The sequence below is a fragment of the Sporosarcina sp. P2 genome, assembly GCF_002743255.1.
Taxonomy (GTDB): domain Bacteria; phylum Bacillota; class Bacilli; order Bacillales_A; family Planococcaceae; genus Sporosarcina.
This window is the reverse complement of the sequence record NZ_PDYY01000001.1, coordinates 450,359-475,250: the sequence shown is the minus strand read 5'-3', so window position 1 is coordinate 475,250 and position 24,892 is coordinate 450,359. Positions and strand designations below refer to the sequence as shown.

23 protein-coding genes are annotated in these 24,892 nt (G+C 41.0%); 12 read left to right on the top strand and 11 right to left on the bottom strand.

Annotated elements, in window-relative coordinates:
* Window positions 1–9: 9 nt before the first annotated feature.
* Entirely contained in the window at window positions 10–645 is a 636-nt protein-coding gene (trhA, locus tag CSV67_RS02240) for a PAQR family membrane homeostasis protein TrhA (RefSeq protein ID WP_099629983.1), read from the top strand.
* Between the two features lie 9 nt (window positions 646–654).
* Here the strand turns inward: trhA and CSV67_RS02235 are convergent, their stop codons facing one another.
* Window positions 655–1,137, bottom strand: coding sequence for a dihydrofolate reductase (locus tag CSV67_RS02235; protein ID WP_099629982.1), 483 nt, complete (start codon window positions 1,135–1,137; stop codon window positions 655–657).
* A 12-nt stretch (window positions 1,138–1,149) separates the two neighbouring features.
* Entirely contained in the window at window positions 1,150–2,091 is a 942-nt protein-coding gene (locus CSV67_RS02230) for a thymidylate synthase (RefSeq protein WP_099629981.1), read from the bottom strand.
* 419 nt (window positions 2,092–2,510) lie between these two features.
* Here CSV67_RS02230 and CSV67_RS02225 point away from each other — a divergent pair, with 419 nt between their 5' ends.
* Window positions 2,511–2,939: a ferritin-like domain-containing protein gene (locus CSV67_RS02225; RefSeq protein ID WP_233192529.1), complete on the top strand. Its 429-nt coding sequence runs from the start codon at window positions 2,511–2,513 to the stop codon at window positions 2,937–2,939.
* A gap of 21 nt (window positions 2,940–2,960) precedes the next feature.
* The gene (locus CSV67_RS02220; RefSeq protein WP_099629980.1) at window positions 2,961–3,254 is read left to right on the top strand and encodes a translation initiation factor 2; all 294 of its coding nucleotides are present in this window, start codon (window positions 2,961–2,963) and stop codon (window positions 3,252–3,254) included.
* Between the two features lie 438 nt (window positions 3,255–3,692).
* Here the strand turns inward: CSV67_RS02220 and CSV67_RS02215 are convergent, their stop codons facing one another.
* The 5 genes from CSV67_RS02215 to CSV67_RS02195 form a co-directional block, all read right to left on the bottom strand.
* A complete protein-coding gene (locus tag CSV67_RS02215) occupies window positions 3,693–5,504 on the bottom strand; it encodes a nuclease-related domain-containing protein (RefSeq protein WP_099629979.1) in 1,812 nt (603 codons plus the stop codon).
* 48 nt (window positions 5,505–5,552) lie between these two features.
* Entirely contained in the window at window positions 5,553–5,729 is a 177-nt protein-coding gene (locus CSV67_RS02210) for a restriction endonuclease (protein WP_233192540.1), read from the bottom strand.
* A 1,318-nt stretch (window positions 5,730–7,047) separates the two neighbouring features.
* Entirely contained in the window at window positions 7,048–7,635 is a 588-nt protein-coding gene (locus CSV67_RS02205; protein WP_099629977.1) for a YpjP family protein, read from the bottom strand.
* A 590-nt stretch (window positions 7,636–8,225) separates the two neighbouring features.
* Window positions 8,226–9,005, bottom strand: a complete 780-nt coding sequence (locus CSV67_RS02200) for a class I SAM-dependent methyltransferase (RefSeq protein ID WP_099629976.1) — start codon at window positions 9,003–9,005, stop codon at window positions 8,226–8,228.
* Window positions 9,002–9,433: a BrxA/BrxB family bacilliredoxin gene (locus tag CSV67_RS02195; RefSeq protein WP_099629975.1), complete on the bottom strand. Its 432-nt coding sequence runs from the start codon at window positions 9,431–9,433 to the stop codon at window positions 9,002–9,004. The genes CSV67_RS02200 and CSV67_RS02195 overlap by 4 nt, the downstream gene beginning before the upstream one ends.
* A gap of 216 nt (window positions 9,434–9,649) precedes the next feature.
* Between CSV67_RS02195 and fabG the strand changes: the two genes are divergently transcribed.
* Window positions 9,650–10,393, top strand: a complete 744-nt coding sequence (fabG, locus tag CSV67_RS02190) for a 3-oxoacyl-ACP reductase FabG (protein WP_199173108.1) — start codon at window positions 9,650–9,652, stop codon at window positions 10,391–10,393.
* Window positions 10,394–10,448: 55 nt separating this feature from the next.
* On the opposite strand, the gene CSV67_RS02185 is transcribed toward fabG, so the two are convergent.
* On the bottom strand, window positions 10,449–11,015 hold the full coding sequence (locus CSV67_RS02185; RefSeq protein ID WP_099629973.1) for a biotin transporter BioY: 567 nt from the start codon (window positions 11,013–11,015) through the stop codon (window positions 10,449–10,451).
* Window positions 11,016–11,111: 96 nt separating this feature from the next.
* On the opposite strand from CSV67_RS02185, the gene bioD reads away from it, so the two are divergent.
* Complete coding sequence (bioD, locus tag CSV67_RS02180; protein WP_158232867.1) at window positions 11,112–11,849, top strand: dethiobiotin synthase; 738 nt, start codon at window positions 11,112–11,114, stop codon at window positions 11,847–11,849.
* Window positions 11,850–11,856: 7 nt separating this feature from the next.
* A complete protein-coding gene (gene bioA, locus CSV67_RS02175; RefSeq protein WP_233192539.1) occupies window positions 11,857–13,188 on the top strand; it encodes an adenosylmethionine--8-amino-7-oxononanoate transaminase in 1,332 nt (443 codons plus the stop codon).
* Between the two features lie 148 nt (window positions 13,189–13,336).
* Here the strand turns inward: bioA and CSV67_RS02170 are convergent, their stop codons facing one another.
* The 3 genes from CSV67_RS02170 to CSV67_RS02160 form a co-directional block, all read right to left on the bottom strand.
* Window positions 13,337–14,221: a D-alanyl-D-alanine carboxypeptidase family protein gene (locus CSV67_RS02170; protein ID WP_099629970.1), complete on the bottom strand. Its 885-nt coding sequence runs from the start codon at window positions 14,219–14,221 to the stop codon at window positions 13,337–13,339.
* Between the two features lie 620 nt (window positions 14,222–14,841).
* Entirely contained in the window at window positions 14,842–15,045 is a 204-nt protein-coding gene (locus tag CSV67_RS02165) for an alpha/beta-type small acid-soluble spore protein (protein WP_099629969.1), read from the bottom strand.
* Window positions 15,046–15,200: 155 nt separating this feature from the next.
* On the bottom strand, window positions 15,201–16,880 hold the full coding sequence (locus CSV67_RS02160; RefSeq protein ID WP_099629968.1) for a glycerol-3-phosphate dehydrogenase/oxidase: 1,680 nt from the start codon (window positions 16,878–16,880) through the stop codon (window positions 15,201–15,203).
* Window positions 16,881–17,134: 254 nt separating this feature from the next.
* Here CSV67_RS02160 and mtnK point away from each other — a divergent pair, with 254 nt between their 5' ends.
* From mtnK to CSV67_RS02130, 6 genes are all read left to right on the top strand, one after another.
* A complete protein-coding gene (mtnK, locus tag CSV67_RS02155; RefSeq protein ID WP_158232866.1) occupies window positions 17,135–18,325 on the top strand; it encodes an S-methyl-5-thioribose kinase in 1,191 nt (396 codons plus the stop codon).
* A gap of 20 nt (window positions 18,326–18,345) precedes the next feature.
* Complete coding sequence (locus tag CSV67_RS02150) at window positions 18,346–19,539, top strand: 2,3-diketo-5-methylthiopentyl-1-phosphate enolase (RefSeq protein ID WP_099629966.1); 1,194 nt, start codon at window positions 18,346–18,348, stop codon at window positions 19,537–19,539.
* 15 nt (window positions 19,540–19,554) lie between these two features.
* Complete coding sequence (locus CSV67_RS02145) at window positions 19,555–20,208, top strand: 2-hydroxy-3-keto-5-methylthiopentenyl-1-phosphate phosphatase (protein WP_099629965.1); 654 nt, start codon at window positions 19,555–19,557, stop codon at window positions 20,206–20,208.
* Between the two features lie 28 nt (window positions 20,209–20,236).
* Window positions 20,237–20,749: a 1,2-dihydroxy-3-keto-5-methylthiopentene dioxygenase gene (locus tag CSV67_RS02140; RefSeq protein ID WP_099629964.1), complete on the top strand. Its 513-nt coding sequence runs from the start codon at window positions 20,237–20,239 to the stop codon at window positions 20,747–20,749.
* Window positions 20,750–21,035: 286 nt separating this feature from the next.
* Window positions 21,036–23,456: a Lon protease family protein gene (locus CSV67_RS02135; protein WP_099629963.1), complete on the top strand. Its 2,421-nt coding sequence runs from the start codon at window positions 21,036–21,038 to the stop codon at window positions 23,454–23,456.
* A gap of 240 nt (window positions 23,457–23,696) precedes the next feature.
* On the top strand, window positions 23,697–24,749 hold the full coding sequence (locus CSV67_RS02130; RefSeq protein ID WP_099629962.1) for an acyltransferase family protein: 1,053 nt from the start codon (window positions 23,697–23,699) through the stop codon (window positions 24,747–24,749).
* Window positions 24,750–24,892 lie beyond the last annotated feature (143 nt).

Here is a 24,892-nt window from a genome sequence, read left to right as displayed (position 1 = left end):
GCGATAACAATGGAAGAGTCATTCGATTACAAGAATATGCAGGAAGAACGTTGGAACGCGATCACACATGCCATCGGGTTCTTACTCTGCATCCCTGCACTAGTCTTGCTGATCTTAAAAGGTGTGAAACAAGGCACCGGAATTGCCATAGGGAGCTTCACGATATTTGGCGTGTCTATGTTGTTACTATTCCTCGCGAGTACGCTACTACATAGTATGCCAGTCAAATTGAAATCGTTTTTCGCGATTCTTGATCATTCCGCCATCTATGTATTGATTGCCGGAACGTATACGCCGTTTTTGCTCGTTACCTTACAAGGAACACTCGGCTGGACATTATTCGGCATCATCTGGGGATTGGCCTTGTTCGGCATCTTATTTAAGATCTTTTATATTCACCGCTTCGCTAAACTATCCCTTGCCCTCTATCTCATGATGGGGTGGCTGATCGTGTTAGCGATTAAACCACTATATAACGCGCTGCCGCCACAGGGCATATGGTTGCTCGTAATCGGTGGATTGTTCTATACAGCAGGTGCGTACTTCTTCATGGCACGCCGTGTACCGTACAATCACGCAATTTGGCACCTATTCGTTATGGCAGGTAGCGCATCGATGTTCTTTAGCGTTCTTCTCTATGTATAGAGAGGAACGTTATTTTTTATCCCAAATTTGGTACGTATAAGCGGTGCCGTCTTCTGCATAATGCGGTTCGGACTTGCTTGTCATTACGTAATCTTCTTCGTATGCCGGGAAGAACGTGTCACCTGGGTAATTTTTCTCGATGACCGTAACATACAATCTGTCAGCACCATCTTCCATCGACATCTTGAAAATCTCGGCACCCCCAATGACCATCACTTCGTCAGCATAGTCTCTTGCAAGCTTCACGGCGCTGTCCATATCGTGAACGACCGTTACCCCGTCCGCTTTGTAATCTGTATTTCGCGTGACGACGATATTCAATCTACCTTTTAACGGACGGCCTATGGATTCGAACGTTTTGCGTCCCATAACCATCGCCTTGCCCATCGTTTTTTCTTTAAAATATTGTAGTTCTTCCGGAATATACCATGGCATCTCATTGTCCTTACCGATGACTCGGCCTAGATCATGTGCCACTACTAATGAAATCATACAGTTTCCTCCTTATACTGCGATCGGTGCTTTAATTCTCGGATGCGGATCGTAACCTTCAATGGAAATATCCTCTACCGTCAAATCAAAGATCGAACGACCTGCGTAATTCACATGCACTGTCGGTAATTCTTTCGGCTCTCTCGCCAATTGCTCATGTACTTGATCGATATGGTTCTGATACAAGTGTGCATCTCCTAATGTATGGACGAATTCGCCTACTTCTAAACCACATTCATGTGCAATTAAATGAATGAGCAATGCATAGGACGCGATATTGAACGGTACGCCTAGGAAGACGTCCGCACTCCGTTGGTAGAGCTGGCATGATAACTTGCCATCCGCTACGTAAAACTGAAACAGTAAGTGGCATGGGGGTAAAGCCATGTCGTCCACTTCTGCCGGGTTCCACGCTGTGACGATGTGGCGACGCGAGTCAGGATTATGTTTAATGCTGTCGATCACCTGTGCCAGCTGGTCGATGACACCGTTCTCGCTGTCCCACGCTCGCCATTGCTTGCCATAGACGGGACCTAGATCACCGTGTTGCTTGGCAAATTCTTCATCAGCCAAGATTTTCTCTTTAAATGTAGCGAGTTCGGCTTTGTAGACGACCGCGAATTCTTCATCTTGTAGTACACGGCGACCAAAGTCCGTCATGTCCGGTCCTGTATATGCCGCACTTTTTACATACCGTTCAAATGCCCATTCATCCCAAATTCCATTACGTTCCTGTATCAACGTTCGAATATTGGTATCTCCTTTAATAAACCACAGTAATTCTGAGACAATCAAACGAAACGCCGTCTTTTTTGTCGTTAACAAAGGAAATCCTAGCGCCAAATCAAAACGCATCTGATAACCGAAGACACTGTATGTCCCCGTACCCGTACGATCTCCCTTTTTCGTTCCTGTATCTAGAATATGTTGACATAGATCTAAATATTGCTTCATGCTTCAAGCTCCCTCATCTGAAATTATTTTCATTATAACATTAAGACAACAAAACATACCATGAAAGGGCTGAGTAAACAGCCATTTCGGTCGTGTGTTTGTAACCGGCATAGAATACTCGTCGTATAGCTATATATTCTATTCAAATGGTGCCTTTACTTATAGCGTATACACGAAGAGTATGCTGCGTTAAAGTGTTCATCTGAACTATTATTTGGGAAGTACATCCATTTTAATTTGACTCTCCATCCAAAATTTACTACGTTTAAGGATTGTACTACTTACCTACACTGCCAGTACACTACATGGTGAGTGTATGAGGTCGCTGAACTATTTCAGTGGCCTTTTTTCATTCACTCATTTGAAAACAAAACATAAAATATATAGGAATGCTGTTTATTATGAAAGGAGTGAGTTCATTGCTAAGCACTAGTCACGAATACAGGAATGCCAATATACAAACCGTTAATAATTTATTAAAAGCTATTAATGGAGAATATCATGCTATATATTGCTATGAAATTTTAGCTAATCAAGCGCCAACTCAAGTGATTAAAGATAAAATACTAGAAATTAGAAATGACGAAATTAGGCATTATCAAACCTTTTGGTCTCTCTATTTCCAATTGACCGGTAAGGAACCCGCACTTAACATCACAGAAGGCTGTGGGAAAGATTATATGAGTGGCGTAAAATCAGCTTTTATGGATGAGCAAACGACAGTTGACTTTTATCATACTGCTGCACGTGAAACCCAAATCCCGATCGTTAGGTCTTCATTTACTCAAGCATCGGCAGATGAACAAAACCATGCCGTTTGGTTCTTATATTTTTTAAATCATAGCTAGTGTTTGAAAGGAGGCGTGTTCATGAGCAACTCCAACAACCAACAGTTTGGGCAAAATACAGACTCTCCTGAAGTATTTGCCGCCAAGCTTGCATTGTTCGGGACCGCACTTGCTACATTGGGGGATGCTATTTCGACCATCGCCGCAGGTATTGTACTTCAAGAACTAGAAAAAGCAAACCAGGAAAAAGCAAACCAACAAGATACAGAAGACCAGCGATCTGAAGAAATGGAGAAAATGCAAAAGCAAATTGATCAATTAAGTAAACAAATTAAAAAAATGGAGAAAAGGAATGGTGAATGGAAAGATGCTTAAAGGGGGTCAAAAATAGACCTCTTTTTTCGCTTTTCTTAATCAAGCTAAGAAGTTGAGACCGCAAACCCATTCAACCTGTTATTTTTGTTTATCTCATCAGCGTGTACCATCACGGTCACATCAACGTGTATAGGATAAAAAAACACCCGTCATCATGACGAGTGCTCAATAAATTTTAGGTTAGCCATTTCGGCGGTGTGTTTTTTAGAGTACCTGTGTATCAAGCTTTCATGTTTGTTTGAATGTTCACTATTACTTTTCACACAGGTACTTTTTCAAGTCTTGTGCTTGTCTTACAAATTGTTCCCTTTTTAAATAATCAAAGGCACCGGTTACTAGTACAATTCTGAATTGCTTTGGATTTTTATGTGGATCTGGTACCCGCTTTGAATCATCTATTCTTCACACTTAATCGACTGCTTTATCGCTCAAGTACAATTACACAGTCTCTTTCACCTGCAATTGACATTCCAAGTCGACAAGAGCCTCCTGCAGCAATTGGTCAAACTGTTGGAATCCGTGAATTAGGTCTCGATAGTGATCTAACGACAAATTTCCCAGCAATTGCTCTGTTCCCTGTTTCACAGCTTGTAGTGTATAAAGATTGCTCGTTTCGTCTACCTGTGTAAAGAGCGCATTCTTTCTGCTTACGGTGCGCGGTGGATTCAATTCTTTCATGACATGACTATAAATAGTGTCTGCAGCGTTTTTCACTTCTTGTTTTCTTGTTTCAATCACGTGATTTTTAGTTACAATCCCCGTTGTGACAGTTGCAATAGCCGCGAAGAATGCAATCGGAGGGAAAACATTGAGTGCCGCATAAGTTAGTGTATGCCAACCGGCTGCTAATCCCACCGTTCCAATTACAGCGGACCCTAGCGTCAAACCAAGTACTTGTTCAGATGTTCCTATTGAATGTTTGTTGTTTAGCTGCTTACGTGTAACAGTGTTTGATTTTTCACTTGCCAATTGAGTCACATAGTAACTGTATTCATCAATAATTTCTTTCCATTTGTCCTCATATTTCTTACTTGCACTTTTTATCACTAGTCCAGTCTTTGTACTGATAGCAGCTGAAGAAAGGAAGTTTTCCAGTAGGTGTTCAATCAACGTACGTGAATCAATGGATGAAAGGCGATTCGCCGCAGATTTTGTGTGTTCATTCATAGATAGTAAATGCTTTGTCCCTTTAAGCACCAAGCCTGATGCTTTTTTTGTTGAATCCGTTAAGGTTGAATGCCATTTCGTACCGATTTCAATTTCACTTTGCATGCTACGTGTCTGCTTATCGAAGAAGGATTTCAGCTCTTTCTCGACTTCCATTTTAAATGATTCGGTTATTACGCGGCCTTCCGTTATAAGTTTATTCTCCATCTGGGTCAATTCATTTGCTTTGTTTACATAAGGAGTCAGTTCGTGAGATAATTCCATTCTTAAATTCTTTAAGCTCAGCAATCCCTCTGTTACAGAAATGGCGTTCTCCGAAGTTATCATGGCGTTATGCACCAGAGATTGAATAGTTTCCCTGATAAAATTGGTTTCATCTACATCTACTTCTTCCATTCTGCTAAAGACTGGGCGCAGAGGAACCAATGTACGAATAGCTTCAGCGTTCAATATATTCAAAGAAAACTTGGAATGTTTCCTAGGTTTCATTTTGTTCAATAGTGAAAAGATATCAAATTCATTTAATGCGAAAACTTCAGGTTTAAATTTAAAACACCCTTCCCATTTTGAAAATTCCCAAAGATCTTCCTGAAATAGATGATATTTGAAGAAGATATTGACATCTGAATTCTTCCAATGAGTAAACGTAGATTGAAATTTTTTCTGAAACTCACTACGAGAAATCGAAGGAAACACTACACAGTGCCCAATGTTCCGGTAAACATCCTTTTTGGTCACCGCATACACAAAATGTTGTAGTTGATCTCGGTGGTACTTTACTTGCTCTGTAGGATTCATCTGATATGTATGACATTCAATCAAACCGTTCGACTGAATCGCTTTAATAGAAGAAAGTGATGTGTTTTTCACCTCTGCTAGTATGAAATTCAAATTAGGTTGAAGAATCAGAAGATCAGGTTCGTATTCCCCAATATTCGGTTTAGCAACTAGAACAGCATTTGAAGATAGGACTTTTTCTAAACTGTTTAGAACTTTTAATTCTCCCTTTAATCCAATTTTATATTGCCCATCTGCAACTTCCAACCCTTCCTCCAAAAGTTCTCGACCATAAACAATTGCCATACTCTCATTCCTCTCTAGTGGATTATTACAAGTATTTTTATCTATAATTTATTCCTTAAAAAAGTCCAAATCGATTCTCTTAATAATTAAAACTTTTTCTTCAGATACACCAACATTGTACTTAAACATGACGTCGGTCAATTGCTGTCCATCAATTAATATGACTCTTTTATCAATGGATTCTGTGTATTCTCTAGCTCCTTTTGAAAACTTCGCTGTCGTAATAAAATGCCTTTGATTTGTTCGAAAGACAATGGGCTACATTCTAGAACTTTGTCCATTTTAGTAAAAAGTATAAGCTTCAAATAGAATTTGAAATCTCTTGGTAATCTAATACTTTTAATTGAACTTGTACGAATAATTAATAGGTAATTAGTTCATAGTTCTATTATATCAACAATCAATCTCTTTTGTATGTTAAACAAAAAAAATTAATCGGAACTTGTTTGTATCATAAAAATGACAATTTGAGGAATTCTAGACCCACAAAAACACGATTACAGAAATCATTACGAGAGTTTCTTGTAATTGCGCTTTATGTTTTATGGAATATACGAATGGGTTGCAGCTGTTGTTGATCACTGCTAAATCAATTCTTAATCATCTGAAGATCTGTTACTTGCAGGGTATTTATATGCGAAAAAAATGCCCTATTTCTCCCTTCTTAATATATTCATTCAAAATACGCAAAAATAATTCCAAAGACAAACTACATATCCACTCGATTAAACAGGATCATCCATAAACTCATCCCCTAATAAAACTTTTGACTACGAGTGAAAAAGACGTTTTTTCGTCGAAAGTTTCCGCTGCCACGGTTCAAACTTAGACAATTCCAAGGTTTTTGGGCGCAGGCAGCGTTGGCGTAAATGATGGATTTCACGATTATATTTAGCTAGTTAAGTGCTCAATAAGAGAACTTTCATTCACTAATTGTAAATTATCTATTAACTGAATCGAATTCATATCCCTGAGTCCTTACGGCTCTAAGTTTAATTTCCAAAAAAATAGAGCACCCCACATACCATAACCCATGATTCAGATTATTGATGCCTCTATTATTCCCTAGCACATCAAAATTAGTGCTTGTCAGAGTAATAAGCTTATTATTAATATCGTACTGTGCATTGGTAATACTAATACTGTTGTTCACGCTATTCCCGTCTCATACCTTCTCTATGTCTCGGCTTTCGATAGGACCTTTACCGTGCAGGCGACTTTCATCGAACACGGAGATCCGTCAGCGGTAAATCTTGAAACTTATTTCCCTGATTTTAGTTTAGAGTTGGCCTTACGTTTTGAATGCTGAGGAATATTAATGATTTAGATAATGGTTTAGAAATTCCTGTATAAAAATACTAGCTTTGACGTATTTATTAATCACAAATAAGCATCGACTTCTAGAACTACACAACCTTCTACAAACTTACTGCACACAATTTATAAAAACGAAACAAAAAACCGTGCGAAGCCAAATTACACAAATTCGGGTTCGCACGGTTTTTATTCAATTCAGTTTTCTCTCGAAAAAACTTCAATGTCTTTACGAAAGCCATTTAGGCGGTGTATTTTTAGACCAGTAAATATCACCGACTGAGTGATGTGCGACAAATCCATCATCCGCTGTATGGTAGTGGAAATTATAAAAGTAGCCGTCACCCGGTCGCTTTTCTGTCCGCACGTGGAATTTAATAAGATCTTGATTCGCCGTCTTGTCGTAAACATGGAAAATCTTTTCCGCATAATCCCCTGAGGGCTGCTCGGTTATGGCAAGACGACGATCTGCTGCATTATGTACGGTCGTTTGGATTACTGCTTCAATTCGTGGGAAAATCTCGTTATCGAATTCATTCTGGATAACGGGGCCGATACGCTGTCCAAACTTTTCATACGTTAATAGACGTGCGTGTGCGACCAATTGCTGTTCTTCAGTGTAACTATCGAGTGTCAGTAAGTCATTTCTTGTGTTATGCAGTTCAAGGGAATACTCCATACCTTCTGCGCGGGTACCCGATTCATTCGGTTCATGCTTGTCTTGAAAGTTTGTCCAAATTTCATGATTGGGTGTAATGACGCCCAGTGTCAACACGGCGACAGATGCGATCATCAGCCGCTGTAACCATTGCTTCATTTTCATCACTCCTTCAACATTCCGTCATACATCTACATAACTCATACGAAAAGCGTCACAAAAGGTTTCATCTTTCACTATTTCATTGTACAATAAAGTCAAACTTCAATCATCATTTTCACAAAATGTTCTTTGATTGCAAGTTAAGCGGATGTCAATCAACGCGCTACATATAAAGGAGGTCGCAACAATGGATGTTAACTTACTATTAGGTATTGGTATGCTTGTATTGACTTTGTACTTGAGCTCCCTTAATTTCACGCACTAATCCAAAAGCGAAGAACGCCGTCTAGCCTCGACAGGCACTGGAAGACGTATCGAAAAGGTGCGCACTTTCACCTTTTCGATGCGGCTGGCGTTATGTAAAAACATAAAAGACTGTATGGCTTTGAATAAAGCCATACAGTCTTTTTTCTATGGAAGTTGCCAAGTCTAAAAATGAAGTGACCGCGCTAAAAAGAGGTAGAATCGCGCTATTCGGACGTGGGACCGCGCTAAAAGTCAGAAATACCGCGCCAAAGTAGCAGATAACCGCGCTATTCCAACAGAACACCGCGCCATTCCACCTCCTAACCGCGCCAAAGCCCATTTTATTTCTCAAGCACGCCATAATGGACTTTCGTATACGGGCGAATTTGCTGAATGAAGCCAAAGCGTTCAAACAGCGGAGACTGATAATGGTCTTTCAAAACGACTCGGCGTCTGCATACGCGCAAAGCTTCTTCTACCCATTGTTCCGAGACGGTATCAGTTACACCGATTGCACGTAACGCTTCAAAGTTTGAGGACTCTTCGATCGGTGTCGTGAACATCGGGTCAAGGAATACGACGTCGCGTGAGTTCGTTTCGCAGGTTTTCAGGAAATCTATAGCTTCCGAGTGAATTACTTGAATCTGACTCATCGCGTCTTGTAGTAATGGAAAGTCGATGGGGAAGTTGTGTAAACCAATATTTGTGATAAACGCGACGATTGGGTCCCCTTCGATTCCTTCAACTATTCCTTTTTCTCCCACAGTGCTGGATGCGATGATCGCGTCGGACCCGAGTCCCAGTGTGCAGTCGAGGAATGAGTCTCCTGGCTGTAGATCGGCTGCTGCCACAAGTGGATCTATTTCGCCTTTTAGTATGCGTTTCAAGCGATAAGTCGCAGAGTTCGGATGAAAGAAGAACGGCTCGTCGCTGCCTTTTGGGTAAAACGAATAGCGGTCCTTCCCCGCCACTAGAACATCTGCTTGATAGATGTTCTGCAGTGTAGGAATGGACCGCTTTTTTCGTTCGACGACAGGCGCCTGTAACGCGTCCGCTGCTTGCTGCACCAGTGTAGCGGAATGTTCATCAGGTCGTCCTGCTGTCGTAATAATCACGTTCACTGAGCGACTACTTGAGTTAAGACGTCGACTAGATGATCTTTAATTTGATCTTTTTGGAAATTCTCGATTTGTTCACGTGGAATAAAGTATACAACTTTACCTTCATTCCAAATCGCAATGGACGGCGAGCTTGGTGGAATTTCCGGGAAGTACGAACGGAAAGTTTCTGTCGCTTCCTTATCTTGTCCAGCAAATACTGTAAACAAGTGATCCGGTTTTACTTCTTCTATTGCCTCGCGTACTGCGGGGCGTGCCAAACCTGCTGCACAGCCACACACAGAGTTGATCACAATAACGGCTGAGCCTTCCAAGTCTTTTAGCGTATTATCGACTTCTTCAGCCGTTGTGAGTTCCGTAAACCCAACAGTTGTTAGTTCTTCGCGCATCGGTGTAACAATCCCGCGCATGTACTCATCGTAAGCATTCATTTGTATATCTCCGCCTTTCGTTTAGTTGCGTGTTTTATGCCGTACTGTTTTTAATAGTAAAGGATAGAGTGAATTATTTCACGTGATTGAATTGGTGGATGACGGAATCGTCTATTTACCACTCCATCACAAAGCTACTACTTCCCTATATGAATCATCATTCATTTATGATAAAATTATCTAACTATTCTATAAAAGTGATGAGGAGTGTGGGTGATGGGAAAATTTGTGGATAAAATTGCTGTCGTAACGGGCGCAGCACAAGGAATCGGAGAGAAGATAGCGGAGCGTTTACTTCGCGATGGTGCTTCGGTGATAATTTTAGACGTAAACTTTGAACAGTTGAAAACAACAGCTTCTGCATTAGATGCTTCAGGTGAAAAGGTTTTCGCAATGAAGTGCAACGTGGCCGATCCGGAAGATGTGACGAAAACGTTCTCTACTATTTACGGGAAGTTCGGCAAGATTGATATATTGATTAACAACGCAGGTATAACGAGAGATTCGTTCTTCCACAAAATGACGCCCGAGCAGTGGCATTCGGTCATGGACGTCAATCTCAACAGTATGTTCTATACGTGCCAAGCAGTCATTCCACAAATGCGAAAGCAACAATACGGCAAGATTGTTAATGTCTCTTCTTCTTCCAGCTGGGGCAATATGGGTCAGGCAAATTACAGCGCGTCGAAAGCCGGTGTGCTTGGATTGACGAGAACATTAGCTAAAGAAAACGGTGGGAGGCAGATTACGGTGAATGCGGTTGCGCCAGGTCAGATTAATACGGATATGACGAAGGATTTGCCACAAGACGTGAAGAAAATGGCGACGATGTTAACGCCTGCTGGTCGTATGGGTGACCCCGCGGAAGTAGCTTCGGTTGTAGCGTTCTTGTCTTCAGATGACTCGAGTTTTGTGAATGGTGAGTGCATTAGTGTGAGCGGTGGATTTTTGATGGTGTAATGTAAAAATATACCTGCGTGAGAACTGTTCAATCGTTCTTACACAGGTATATTTTTTATGCTAAACGCTTGGCTTGGGGCTGGTATTTGATAGCTTTCTGAAGTCTTGGAATCAATATGATAGACAGAATTGTCACGCCGATATCCAGTGGTAAATAAGCAACCATCCAAGACCATGCTAGTACATAACTGAAGCCTGCAGGCGCTTCTACCCAGTATACATAGGCAAAATACATATAATTTGTGCCGATTATGTAATTACCCGCTATCGCAAGAAAACCTGCCCACGCGTAACTGATCCACGACGGTTTACGCTCGAAGAATTTGCCTACGATATACGCTACAAAGATGAAAGAAATAATGTAACCGAACGTCGGGCTGAGGAAAATGCCGAGGCCTCCCTTAAATTGCGCAAATATCGGCGCGCCTGCCAACCCAATAAATAAATAAGCAAACATAGACCAGGCGCCCAATCGGCTGCCTAGTAATCCCCCTGCCAAAATAGCAAATAGTAATTGAAGTGTGACTGGCACACCTCCAATCGTCAACAGTGGTGCAATGTTCGCTCCCACCCCCATCAATGCTGCAAATAATGCGCAAAACACAATTTCCTTTGGTTTCATTTTCTGATCCTCCTACTTTCTATTGTTGTCTCTACAAATATATGTTAACATGGTTCCGAACTTAGTTAACACATATTTTTAAAAGGAGAATACAATGTGTCGATATTATTCATTACCGGAACAGATACCGATGTAGGAAAAACCGTAGCCACTGTGTTACTCAGTGACTTTTTATCTAAAAACGGTCGGCATTTCGTACCGTTTAAACCTATCCAAACGGGAGCAGTTATTCACAATGAACGCATTGCGGCGCCAGATAGTATGACGTATGGACTAGCGTCTGACAGAGAACAACTAAATCCCGACTATTTATTCACTACACCTTGCTCGCCTCATTTAGCAGCTAGGTTGGAAAATGTACAAATTGATACAGACAAATTGACTCAATCCGTGAAGAAACTTTGCAGTAGTAATGACGGAATTGTAATAGAAGGAGCTGGAGGGCTATATGTTCCGCTCACTTCTGAAGGCTATTGCATGATCGACTGGATGGAGGAACTGCAGTCCCCTGTTGTAGTAGTGGCACGAGCAGGAGTGGGGACGATAAACCATACACTCCTTTCAATTGAAGCAATGAAAGCAAGAGGCATTCGCATCGCAGGGCTTTTATTCAATGATTTGGCGCAAGACTCCCCCAACATCATCCAAGAGAATGTGGAAATGATCTATAAGATGAGCGGTGTCCCAGTGATTGGGATCATTCCTTATCAGAAAGACATTCAAGAAACATTAAGTGATTCGGAAAAGATACAGACATGCTACGAAGAATGGGATTATTCAATTTTAGAGGAGGCGTTACCAAGTGGAAGCAAATCAGTTGCTCGAGAAAAGTAAGCAATATATGTGGCTACCGTTTACGCAAATGTCGGATTACGAAAAAGATCCGTTGATCATCGCAAGTGGCGAAGGTGTGACCGTTACGGATATACATGGCAAAACGTATTTGGACGGCTATTCTTCTTTGTGGCTAAATGTACACGGCCACCGAAAAAAAGAGCTAGACGACGCGATTCAAACACAACTGCAGTCCATTGCGCATTCCACGTTACTCGGTGCTGCAAATATACCTTCGATTCTGCTGGCGGAGAAATTAGTGGAATTAGTACCTGAAAAATTGACGCGTGTATTTTACTCCGACAGCGGCGCGACGGCTGTTGAAATAGCGGTGAAGATGGCGTATCAATATTGGCAGAATAAAGGCCTCGAGAAAAAAACGCGTTTTGTGACCGTCAGCAATGGATATCATGGCGATACGGTCGGTACGATGAGTGTTGGGTCTATTGAACTGTATCACAAAGTCTATACTTCCCTATTATTTAATGCGCTCGTCATCCCGTTCCCGTCAGTTTACCGCCATCCTTCAGGTGATGCGAATACCGTGCGAGATGAAAGCCTACGTCAACTGCGTTTGCTATTTGAAGAACGTCATGAAGAAATCGCAGGGATGGTGCTGGAGCCGATGATTCAAGGAGCCGGCGGAATGAATACGATGCCAGCAGGTTATTTAAAGGGCGTTGAAAAATTATGCAAAGAATTTAACGTATTACTAATTGTCGACGAAGTAGCCACCGGTTTCGGACGGACTGGGAAAATGTTCGCTGTCGAGCATGAAGACATAAAGCCTGATCTAATGACTGTAGCAAAAGGGCTTACAGGAGGCTATTTGCCAGTCGCTGCTACATTCGCGACCGAAGAAATTTACAATGCGTTTTACGGAGAATATGAAGAAATGAAAACATTCTTCCACGGACACTCCTACACGGGGAACCAGCTGGGATGTGCAGTGGCATTAGCGAACTTGGAGATTTTCGAAAAAGAGCAACTAGTGAAGCAAGCAGAGGAAAAAGCTGCGTTACTTAAAGAATTGCTAGTGGATATTCAGCAACTTCCGCATGTGGGAGATGTTAGACAATGTGGCTTGATGTGCGGAATTGAAATCGTCAAAGACAAGCATACTAAAGAATCTTTCCCAGTGGAAAGCCGTATTGCTTACCGCGCTACGCTTATAATGAGAGAGCTCGGTTTACTGACTAGGCCGCTCGGCGACGTCATTGTCCTGATGCCACCTCTCGCTACTTCAAATGAACAGTTAGCGGAGATGGTGAAACTGATGAAAGCAGGAATACAGGCGGCGACGGAAGAATTAGTGGGCATGGGTAATATCCAGCAATAACTACAAGCTTTATAAAACAAGACTGCACTAGAAACAATGATTGTTTCTAGTGCAGTCTTGTTTGAATTTTCATTTGGTGTTCATCATGCTATTATCCAATCGGTAGTAATGGGCATCTTTGCATCCATAAACGGATCGTAGTGAACCATCACTGCGCATAGCGCTCCACCATTTCCCGTGTCACATTAAAACGCGGTTCTATTGTATCGCCGTCTACTTCCTCTACTCCAATTAATACGGAAATTACGCGTTCTCCATTGAATACCCCGCTTCCTGTAAAACAAGAACCAGCGGCATCCGTATATCCCGTCTTTAACCCATCCATTCCATTCATTTGCATACGCATACCAGGCAACAGAAGATTCGTATTCCACATCTTTACTCCTTGTGTAGACATGAAGTGTGTCATACTAGTAAATTCCAATACTTCGGGATGCGTTTGAATGAGTCGATCCGCAATAATTGCCAGGTCTTTAGCGGAAGCCAAATTGTTTTTCCCTTCGCCTCTACCTAAATAATCGCCATCCAAGCCATGTGGATTAAAGAAAACAGTTTTCTTTAGTTTAAACGCACGCGCTTGTTCATTCATCATGGCAACGAACTCCTCTTCCGTTCCACCCACCATTTCAGCCAAAGCAAGGGCCGCATCATTCGCTGAAATGATCGTCATCGCAGTAAATAATTCACGTACTGTGTAGCTTTCATTGGCCTGCATGCCTAGTTTCGCAGCACTCGCAAACTGTGCCATATTTAGAACGGTGGGACTTGGCTGGTAGATAGTTTCCCAGGAAATCGTGCCATTTTTGATCGTATTCAACACGATATATTGCGTCATTAATTTGGTCATGCTAGCAATCGGTAAGGACTTTTTGCTGTTTTTCTCATATAACACCTCACCTGTATCTGCATTCAAAAGAATCATAGCCTCAGAAGATGCACTCCAATTGTCATCTATCGGTTGCACATCGGTCCATTGAGTAACGACTGCATAGATCCCCAAACAGATGAGTAATACTAGTAGTAATTTCTTCATTTATACACCTGCCTATACTATTCATTATGAAGGAAAAGTCCCCTGAATGGTAGCGGGTGTTTCTGAAGATTATATGAAGGATAGAAAATATGCAAAAGTGGAAAATAATTTCACCCTTGGTGAGAAGATCTACTTGTAATTTTTATTTTACCAGTGGCTATTAAGTCTTGTGCTTTTTTGCAATGCTTGGAATACTGTTCATGACCTTCGGTGTAGTATCGGAAGAAAGAACAAACGGGACAACGACTACAAACCGTATCCAGCGTTTCATTTGGACATCCTCAATAGTTTTATATTTAGTACACCATTACCTGAACAGTTAACCTGTTTACAGATGACGGTATACCAGTATTATTATTCAACCTTATTCATCATTTTATATAGTTTCAACTATGTAACGTTTCATGGTCGCCATCATGGATATGCAGCATATTTTCTATTCTTTTTTAGTTCAATCGTGTCTCTTCCGACTATTTATTTTAATGTCAAAATGTCTCTAACCTCACAAAAAAGACGACAATCCATTCACATTCGAATGAATCATCGTCTTTTTGTTTTTGAGAAATCAAAGCGTATAGTGACATTGATTTTTCACATGCTAATCTGGGGAATAGAACCGATTACTTCGTATAACCGTTCATTTGAGATTGAGCCTGACGCACTAATCGCTTTGTAATTTCTCCGCCGACGGATCCGTTGGCACGCGATGTGGAGTCTGGTCCAAGGTTTACACCGAATTCGTTTGCGATCTCTTCCTTCATCTGGTTGATCGCCTGTTGTACACCTGGCACTAATAGTTGGTTTGAGTTACTGTTGTTTGGCATGTTGTCCACCTCCTTCTGACAATAGAATGAGCAGATTTTAAAAAAACATACTGTTAATTTTTAAAAATGATGATTTTTTATTTCCTTCATATTATAGGCAATCGAACAAAAAAATAAACAACCTCTACCGTTCCACTTTGGCAGAGGTTGCAGACTTATGATTGTATTTTTTCTTCGATTAGTGTTCCCTTACACAATTGTTTAGTACGCTCTAACTCTTCGGTCATTTTTTTCTTCACGGCACTTGACCAGCCAAGTTGAACAGCTAGGAAATTAATGACAGGCTCTTGCCATTGATCGACCCAGTCGATGTCAAAGAGCAATGCGCCCGTTCGTCTCCAGAAAAAGTCTACAGGTGTACAAACGAATTCTTTTGAAAGGGAATACCACGCTTGTGCGTAAATTTCAATCGGTAAATTGGCTCTTCGTGCATCAGCCTTTCCGTTTTGGATGACGCCGAATATCTCATCGATGTTCGATCCATAATGAGTTACGAGTGCATAAGCCGTTTGCTCAGATAATCCTAGGCTCATCCCTTCTTTAACTTTTCTCTTAACAAAAGCTTCAAATCCTTTTGAACCACCTACATGACCACCTGAAATAGGTAGTTTTTTTGTACGGCAAGACGGAACTTTTTTGCCATATGAAATTTTAAGATCTGCAGCGATACGATCGACAATCGTTTCTGCCATTTTGCGATACCCTGTTAACTTTCCGCCAGCAATCGTTAATAAACCGGAATCTGAAATCCAGATTTCATCTTTTCGGGATATCTCCGAAACGCTCTTTCCTTCTTCTTGTATAAGTGGTCTAAGGCCTGCCCAACCCGATTCAATTTGTTCTTCGCTAATCTCCAGTTTCGGAAAAACAAAATGAATAGCATTTAGCAAATATTCTTTATCCGCCTGTGTAATCTGCGGCTCCGTCAAACTTCCTCGATAATCTGTATCGGTTGTTCCTATGTATGTTTTGCCATTGCGCGGAATCGCCAACACCATGCGCCCGTCCGGTGTATCAAAATAAATAGTTTGTTCTAAAGGAAAGACCCGTTGATCAAAGACCAAATGAACACCTTTAGTTAAATGAAGTTGTTTTTGATCAGGCACTGCATCTTTGTGACGGACTTCATTAACCCATGGTCCAGTTGCATTGATGACTTTTTTAGCGAAAATCATTCGAGATTTTCCCGTTAATTGATCAATCGTTTCGACACCTGCTACTTTGCCGTCATGATAAACAAATTTTGTCACTTTTGTATAATTTAAAACCGAGGCTCCGTACTGAACAGCTTCTTTTATCACTTCAATCGTTAAACGTGCATCATCTGATCGATATTCTACGAATTTCCCTGCACCGAGGAGACCTGTTGGATTCAACTTTGGTTCATCACGAAGTGTCTGCTTTTTTGATAACATGCTTTTACGTTCTGATTTCTTTACTTTGGCTAATGTATCATAGACACGCAAACCAATTGAACTGCTAAATTTACCAAACGTCCCTCCTTTATAAATGGGCAACAACAGCCATGTAGGTGTCGTCACATGTGGTCCGTTTTCATACACTACCGCACGTTCCTGTCCAGTTTGTGAAACGATTTTAAACTCGAGGTTCTTTAAATAACGCAATCCCCCATGAATCATTTTCGTAGAGCGACTAGACGTTCCAGCCGCAAAGTCCTGCATTTCTACTAACACCGTATTTAGTCCTCGACTCGCTGCATCAAGCGCTATACCTGCTCCCGTCACGCCGCCTCCTATTACAAGTACATCGAATTCTTCTGTTCGTATATTTTCCAATATATCCTCTCGTCGAAAGCGAGGCTGTCGTTTTATCATATGTAAACAAGCTCCTATCTTCACATCTTCAATAGCATAATACTACAACTAATCCGAATACTTTTAAAGTTAATTGACAAATTATTTGATTCATGTGATAATTTCTACATATTTAGTAGGATTTATAGTCAAATAACACAACTAGAGAACTCGGCATACAGGCTACATTACCAAATAATGAGATAGACATTTGTTTGTAACAGACCTGTCCGTTAATGGATCGGTCTTTTTTTATACTACAGGAGGTCGTATGGATGGACGTATTTGTCAATGAACAGAACTATACTACATATCGTTTTTTAGAAATCGAGGAGATCAAACAGTATGTGAGAAATCTAGGTTTCTTTCCTGAACCTGGAGACATAAAAGTTATTGAAGTAAGTGATGGCAAGATCAATCACGTATATAGACTACGAAATGAATATAGGTCCATCATTTTTAAGCAAGCAGTTCCATACGCACGAGTTGTTGGCGAATCGATGCCTCTACCACTTGACCGCGTACGTATTGAAGCGGAAGTGATGAAGGTATACGAAGAAATCCTTCCGAAAAGCGTGCCTTCCGTCTTACATTTGGACGAAGTGATGGCGATCGTTGTGATGGAAGACATGCTTCCTCTTGAAGTTGGCCGAACTGCATTAATCAATGGAAGTGAGTCCGCTCGCTTTGCGACAGACATCGGCAAGATGACTGCTGAGGTGCTGTTTAAAACATCTGATTTCTATATGCCCTCGCCCATTAAAAAGGAGCTACAAGCACGATTAGCAAACCCTGGAATGAGACAGTTAACTGAGCAATTGGTGTTTGATTGGCCGTACAGTGACCACGAGACCAATGAGTGTGAGACTGGTATGCGCAATGAAGTGAAATTCCTCAGTCAAGACCAGCGCTTATTACTCGAAGTAGCTCAACTGAAACATAAATTCATGACAAAAGCGGATGGCCTTATTCACGGCGATTTGCATAGCGGCGCAATTTTCACGGGAGATAACCGAACAGTCATTTTCGATACGGAGTTTGCACTTTTCGGTCCTTTTGGTTTTGACCTTGGACAATTCATCGCGAACCTATTTTTGAACGGGATTGCCTTCCCCAACTATAAAGAAAAGCGTTTTGAGCAAGCGAAAGAAACATGGTATGCATTTGCGGAAACATTTTCAAACCTATGGCAGACCAGTACACATGAACGCTATACGAAAGTCGATGGATTTTACACGATTATTATGGAAGAACTCTTTACTGATATCATTGGCTATGCAGGATGCGAACTAGTACGACGGGCGATCAGTATTGCACAAATTCCAGACATGAATACAGAACAAGATGAAGACTTGCGCATGGCGGCTAGAAAAGAGGTCTTAGCACTAGGTAAATATATGATTATGGAGCGAAAACATATTCATTCTCTAGAACAATTGAGTCATTGGTTTCAAGCAACTAGATAAATAGTAGAGGAGGCAGTTCGATGGGCGTTACAGCAACCTATTTATTCCCCACTCATCCGAATCAGGAAAAAATTGCAGAACAACATGCTCTTGGATTAACGATTGGTTCATGGACCGATATTCCCCATATTGAGCAGCAACAATTGAAACATCATAAAGGCGAATTGGTATCTGTTGTCAAAGGCGAGCAGAAAGACACCGTGACGATTTTTTATCCGTCTGCTAACTTTTCAGCAGACCTTCCGGCAATCTTTACTACGGTCTACGGAAAATTATCCTTTTTCGAAGGGTATGAACTGATTGATTTGCAGTTTGACAATCCATTACTCGCACAATTCCCTGGCCCACGCTTTGGTGTCAAGGGTATTCGAGAAAAGCTCGGTGTCTACGATCGACCGCTATTGAAAGCGATCTTCAAAGGAGTGATGGGACGGGATTTATCCTTTTTCTCCACTCAACTCCAAGAGTTATTAGCTGGTGGTATCGATTTGATCAAGGACGATGAAATTCTGTTCGAAAATGAATTAACACCTTTTTATCAACGCGTAACTACTGCTAAAGACATTCTCACACATCATTACGAGAAAACAGGCGCACATGCTTTATATGCCGTCAATTTATCAGGGAGATCCCATGAATTGCATGAAAAAGCAGAACGCGCAACTGAACTAGGCGCAAGCGCTTTATTATTCAATGTGCATGCCTATGGTCTGGATACGCTACAATCACTACGGGAAAACGATAATATCGGATTACCGATTCTCGCCCACTCCGCATTATCCGGTGTGCTCGCAGGTCAAGCTGGCAGTGGATTTTCCTATCCTTTGCTTGTTGGAAAGTTGACGCGTCTAGTTGGTGGTGACCTCTCGCTCTTCCCGAGTCCATATGGCAATGTAGCGATTTCACGCGAAGATGCCCTGGGGATTAATGAGGAGTTAATAAAAGATAATGGATTTGAGCGAACGTTTGCAGTGCCTTCTGCTGGAATTCATCCGGGAATGGTCCCACAGTTGCTTGAAGACTTCGGTGACAACTTGGTCATCAATGCAGGAGGCGGAATTTTTGGGCACCCAGATGGTCCAACACCTGGTGCACAGGCTTTCCGCGCAGCAATCGATGCAAGTGTTCATCAAATTCCGTTACCAGAAGCTGCAAAAACATCCAGCCCCTTGCGGCTCGCATTGGATCAATGGGGCACGATTGACGTTAAGTAAAGTGGAGGGTGAACGATGAGTAACGTAGTAATTTTCTGTGATTTTGATGGGACGATTACGAAAGAAGATAATATTATCAGCATTATGAAAGAATTCGCAGTGCCTGGCTGGAAAGAGATAACAGATGATATATTACAACAAAACATCTCGATCCAAGATGGGGTCAGGCAACTGTTTTCGTTCATTCCGAGTTCGCTACAAAAGGATATCATTTCTTTCGTCTTACGGGATGCGGAAATCAGAGAAGGATTCAGCGAGTTTGTACAGTTTACGAGGGAACAGAATATTCCACTCTATATTGTCAGTGGCGGAATCGATTTCTTCGTTCATCCTGTGCTCGAGCCTTTTGGACCTATTGATCAAATTTATTGTAATGAAGCGACATTTGACGAAGAACGAATTAGGATTCATTATCCACATGCTTGTGATGCGCACTGCACGAAGCAAGATTGTGGTTGCTGTAAACCGTCTATCATGCGTAAGCTATCAGATCAGCAACAGACACGCATTGTCATCGGTGATTCGGTAACAGACTTTGAAGCCGCAAAATTGGCTGATGTAGTCATTGCGAGGGACTTCCTAGCAGAAACTTGCGAGAAACTGGACATTCCGTATTCGCGCTTTGAAGTATTTACCGACTGTATCGACATCGTGAAAGCACAATTATAATTTCAAATAGATAGGAGCGACTACTACTATGGCAACGATTACGATTCAAGGGGCAAACGAAGTGATTGAAGGACAACAGGAAGTTGCCCAATTCCTCACCCAACAAGAAGTTATTTATGAACACTGGCCGATTGACCAATTACCTGCACATCTCCGGGAAAAGTTCAATCTGACGGATTCTGAAAAAGAAGAGATTCTCCACGCTTTCAAATCAAATATTGATGCAATTTCTGAACGACGTGGCTATAAAGCGGCAGATGTCATCTCGTTATCTAAAGACACACCGAATATCGAGGAAATGTTGAAGAACTTCGAGCGGGAGCATCATCATACCGATGACGAAGTTCGTTTTATCGTCAGTGGTCATGGTATATTCGTTATTCAAGGAAAAGATCAGCGCTTTTTTGAAGTGCATCTAGATCCGGGTGATTTAATTTCTGTACCAGAAAACATTCGTCATTATTTCACATTGGCAGCGGATCGCCAAGTAGTAGCTCTTCGGATTTTCGTTACACCTGAGGGCTGGGTTGCAGTATATTGATTGATGAATAAGCGTTCTAAAAATGAAAGCACCTTCCTCCCATTACGAGGTTAAGGTGCTTTTCGTTATAGACACGTCTCTAGAAAGATCGGTTCCGTCTGACTTCCCTACTTAGCTTGATCAGACATAGCGCAATGAACGTAAATTTTTGTCAGGCTAGGCGATTTTCAATCGCATTTTCCACCTATTATTCTCTATATAAAAGTTTTTATTTGATTCCTGCGTGTACTGCCTTCATTAAGGGTATGTATTGAATAGGGAAAAATATTGAGAGAGGTGAGTTTAATTGGCAAATTACCATGATTCATTTAGTAAAACGAAAGCAGAGTTACGACCTGAACAATTAAAGAAGATCGTAGACTACTCTTCACTTCCATTTGATTCAACTGAACATGTAGAAAAGCTCACAAATATCGTCGGACAACAACGTGCACGCTCCGTGATGAACTTTGGCCTACACGTAAATAAACCCGGATATAATCTATATGTCGCGGGAATAGAGGGAGTCGGGAAAACATCTTTTGTCAATACGGTCGTTCATGACTTTTCGGAGAAAGAAGCTACCCTATTTGACTGGTGTTATGTAAATAACTTTGAAGACGAGTACAAACCAAAAGTACTAAAACTCCCCGTAGGATTGGGAAAACAACTTCAAAAGTCCATGGAAGACTTGTTGAAAGATTTACAAGTTGATATTCCCACAGCTTTTAACGAAGAAAACCGACTCAAGAACCGTTCATCGATCATTCGAAAATATAAAGACCAAGTTGATCAAGTGTATAAACGTACGAATGAAATAGCTGCTGAGAACGGCTTTCTACTGAAACAGTCTGATTCCACGGTAGCGACAATACCGATGGGTGAAGACGGAAATCCTATAAGCGAGGAAGCATATAAGAAATTAACTGAAGAACAACGGGCAGCTATTGAAAGGAACTCTGTCAAATTACAAGAAATTATATTGGAAGCGACAGAATCTATCCTCCGTTTTGAACAAGATTTGAAGAAATCATTGGCAGGCTTTGATCATCAAACAGCCATTACGACAATCGATTTTCATATTGATGAAGTAAAAAAGATCTACAAAGACTGTCCTGAAGTGATGCATTATATAAAAGCGGTTCGAAAAGATCTCAAGAATAATTTCCAAATTTTTTTATCCACTCCAACTACAAAAGAAGACAAACAACTAGGCAGACTGTTCAATGACGAAAATCAAGCATTAAAAAAATATACGATAAATGTACTCGTCGATCACAGTGAAACTACAGGCATGCCCGTTATTTCTGCAGATAACCCGACTTTTTATAACCTAATGGGCAAGGTGGAATATGAGAATCGAATGGGTGTCATGAGCACGGATTTTACTAAAATAAAACCTGGCTATTTGCATAATGCAAACGGAGGGTATCTTCTGATCCAAGCGAAAGATATTTTTTCGAAAAGCCAAGCGTGGGAAGGTTTAAAAAGGGCATTATTAATTCATAAATTACAAATTGAGAATATAGGTGAACATGCCAGCGTCATTGCTACCGCTTCAGTAAATCCAGATCCGATTCAACTTGACGTAAAAGTGATTATTATTGGGAACATGGACATTTATCAAGCACTTTATCATCACGATGAAGATTTTCGTAAACTGTTTAAAATTCGCGTAGACTTTGATGTGGAAATGAAATACAACCAAGAGAATATTGCAGGGTTGGTTAGTTTCATTCATACACATGGCAAAAAATATGGACTTCGACATTTTGACTCTTCAGCTGTCGCAAAAATTATTGAATACAGTTCGCGTGTCGCTGGCGATCAACACAAATTATCCACACATTTTAATTTACAAGTAGAATTACTTTATGAAGCGGATGCATGGGCAGGCATCATGGGAGACGACCTAGTTACGGCCAAACATATCGAAAAAGCCATTCAGGAAAAGAGATATCGATCGAATTTATATGAAGAGAAAATTCAAGCGAGTATTGATGAAGGAAGTATACTGATTGATACGATAGGAGAGAAAATCGGACAAGTAAATGGCCTGGCCGTCTATGATTTAGGGCAATATCATTTCGGCAAACCATCACGCATTACGGCTACCACGTTTATGGGTAAGAAAGGTTTTGTCAATATTGAAAGAGAAAGCCAGATGAGCGGAAATACACATAACAAAGGCGTGTATATATTAGGAGGATATTTAGGGCAAAAGTTCGCCCAAAAGTATCCGTTGGTATTGACTGCGCATATCGCTTTTGAACAATCCTATGGTGGTGTGGATGGTGATAGCGCATCCAGCACAGAATTGTATGCTATTCTCTCAAGCCTGGCGGAAATTCCCATCCATCAAGGATTAGCTGTCACTGGCTCGGTCAATCAAAAAGGGGAAATCCAGCCAATTGGCGGCGTAAATGAGAAAATTGAAGGCTTTTATAATGTATGTAAAAACAAAGGACTAACAGGCAAACAAGGCGTACTCATCCCCCATCAAAATGTGAAAAACTTAATGTTGAATGATGAAGTCATTGAATCCGTTCGCGATGGACAGTTCCATATTTATAAAGTACGAACGATTGAAGAAGGAATAGAAATTTTAACGGGTATACCCGCAGGACATCCGAATGAACAAGGAGATTACGATAAAGAAACCGTCTATGGAAAAGCAGCAATGAAATTACGGATGTTTATGGAATTTGCGCGAGAACAAGAGAGATGAAAGAGCATCTGCGTTTGAAATGCACTTCAGAAGTATACTTCACGTGGTTTCTAGCGCAGGCCCTTTCTTCAGCAGTACGTCAATACATACATACTATTCAGTCAACCGTAATAAATCATTAAAATACACCTATGTATTTCCATCTAGCTTACATTCTCAAGTCATTTTTGTTACATTCTCTTCTACGATGTCGAAAAGCTGTACAATGGAAATACGATAGTTTTCTGAAGGAGCCGAATTATGAATAAAAAACGTTTATCTTGGGTAGATGTCACCAAAGGTTTTTTGATGATTCTCGTCGTAATGGGACATTATCCTGGGCAGTTGGATTTCCCACTCGTTAAATATATCTACTGGTTTCACATGCCAGCCTTCTTCATTTTAAGCGGTTTGTTTTTTAAGCCTGTCATCGAGAAAGGCTTCATGAAACAATCGATTCAAAAACGATTTATGCAGTTGATTGTTCCCTATTTGTTTTTCCTAGTAAGTATTACACTGATTCGTTATGGGATCGAGATTGGTTCAGGGAATTTCGATTGGTCATGGTACGTCCATGATATATGGACCATTATTGTTGGAGGACGTTTTGTACGTGGTGCCTATGGTGTTTTCTGGTTTGTTACGACTCTATTCTTTACATACTTGTTTTTCTTATGGATGACAAAATACTTTAGCCGTACAAAACAACTCATTATTTTAGCTGTTTTTTATAGTGTTGCCCACCTTGAAAGCTTGTTCGCGATGCGTGTCATTGGCGGTGCTCCATCTACTGCAGCGCAAACGATCCCAATGATTTGGAACATCGATGTTGCGCTTATGGCAGTCGTCTATTTTTCACTCGGCTATTATTTGAAGAATTTTTGGATGAACATTCCGAAAAAGTGGTTAGTTACGGGGTTGCTTATTAGTCTCACAGCTATATCTTTAGACCACTATCACGTCATTGACTATCACTTGAGCATGAAGTTTTTGCGCTATGACCATTTCTTTTTAGACTTGATCATCCCGCTTTCTTTCACACTGGTGTTAGTCGGTGCGTTCCAACTCATAGTAGCCAAGTTATCGTTAAATTGGCTACAAAAAATCGAAAAGCATTCCTTAACGATCATGTATTTACACATCTTCACGGATATTTTATTAAATGATTACTTTACGTATGGGATTGTCGGCTTCACGGCCTTCGGTTTGTTTATTCCCATCTTCGTTTCAATCATCATACAAAAATGTATGCCGCACGGAAAATTATTCCTCGGCGGGTTTTCACAGAAAAAGAACACGCAAATTGCTCAATAACAAAACTACCTGCGCACGAAACATTCATGAATCGTTTCCTATTCATGTTGGATTTGTAGCGCAGGTACTTTTTTGACTCTATAATCACTGTGTACGAAGCTCCGATAGAACCTAAAAAATCGGCTACCATAAGAAAAAACCAA

What these genes read in the sequence shown, in the direction of transcription:
- CSV67_RS02185 (WP_099629973.1), bottom strand. Translation starts at nt 11,015, where the DNA reads ATGAAACCAAAGGAAATTGTGTTTTGCGCATTATTTGCAGCATTGATG.
- CSV67_RS02160 (WP_099629968.1), bottom strand. Translation starts at nt 16,880, where the DNA reads ATGATAAAACGACAGCCTCGCTTTCGACGAGAGGATATATTGGAAAAT.
- trhA (WP_099629983.1), top strand. Translation starts at nt 10, where the DNA reads ATGGAAGAGTCATTCGATTACAAGAATATGCAGGAAGAACGTTGGAAC.
- CSV67_RS02215 (WP_099629979.1), bottom strand. Translation starts at nt 5,504, where the DNA reads ATGGCAATTGTTTATGGTCGAGAACTTTTGGAGGAAGGGTTGGAAGTT.
- CSV67_RS02235 (WP_099629982.1), bottom strand. Translation starts at nt 1,137, where the DNA reads ATGATTTCATTAGTAGTGGCACATGATCTAGGCCGAGTCATCGGTAAG.
- CSV67_RS02130 (WP_099629962.1), top strand. Translation starts at nt 23,697, where the DNA reads ATGAATAAAAAACGTTTATCTTGGGTAGATGTCACCAAAGGTTTTTTG.
- fabG (WP_199173108.1), top strand. Translation starts at nt 9,650, where the DNA reads ATGGGAAAATTTGTGGATAAAATTGCTGTCGTAACGGGCGCAGCACAA.
- CSV67_RS02145 (WP_099629965.1), top strand. Translation starts at nt 19,555, where the DNA reads ATGAGTAACGTAGTAATTTTCTGTGATTTTGATGGGACGATTACGAAA.
- CSV67_RS02170 (WP_099629970.1), bottom strand. Translation starts at nt 14,221, where the DNA reads ATGAAGAAATTACTACTAGTATTACTCATCTGTTTGGGGATCTATGCA.
- CSV67_RS02165 (WP_099629969.1), bottom strand. Translation starts at nt 15,045, where the DNA reads ATGCCAAACAACAGTAACTCAAACCAACTATTAGTGCCAGGTGTACAA.
- mtnK (WP_158232866.1), top strand. Translation starts at nt 17,135, where the DNA reads ATGGACGTATTTGTCAATGAACAGAACTATACTACATATCGTTTTTTA.
- CSV67_RS02220 (WP_099629980.1), top strand. Translation starts at nt 2,961, where the DNA reads ATGAGCAACTCCAACAACCAACAGTTTGGGCAAAATACAGACTCTCCT.
- CSV67_RS02230 (WP_099629981.1), bottom strand. Translation starts at nt 2,091, where the DNA reads ATGAAGCAATATTTAGATCTATGTCAACATATTCTAGATACAGGAACG.
- CSV67_RS02140 (WP_099629964.1), top strand. Translation starts at nt 20,237, where the DNA reads ATGGCAACGATTACGATTCAAGGGGCAAACGAAGTGATTGAAGGACAA.
- CSV67_RS02195 (WP_099629975.1), bottom strand. Translation starts at nt 9,433, where the DNA reads ATGAATGCTTACGATGAGTACATGCGCGGGATTGTTACACCGATGCGC.
- bioA (WP_233192539.1), top strand. Translation starts at nt 11,857, where the DNA reads ATGTGGCTACCGTTTACGCAAATGTCGGATTACGAAAAAGATCCGTTG.
- CSV67_RS02150 (WP_099629966.1), top strand. Translation starts at nt 18,346, where the DNA reads ATGGGCGTTACAGCAACCTATTTATTCCCCACTCATCCGAATCAGGAA.
- CSV67_RS02205 (WP_099629977.1), bottom strand. Translation starts at nt 7,635, where the DNA reads ATGAAGCAATGGTTACAGCGGCTGATGATCGCATCTGTCGCCGTGTTG.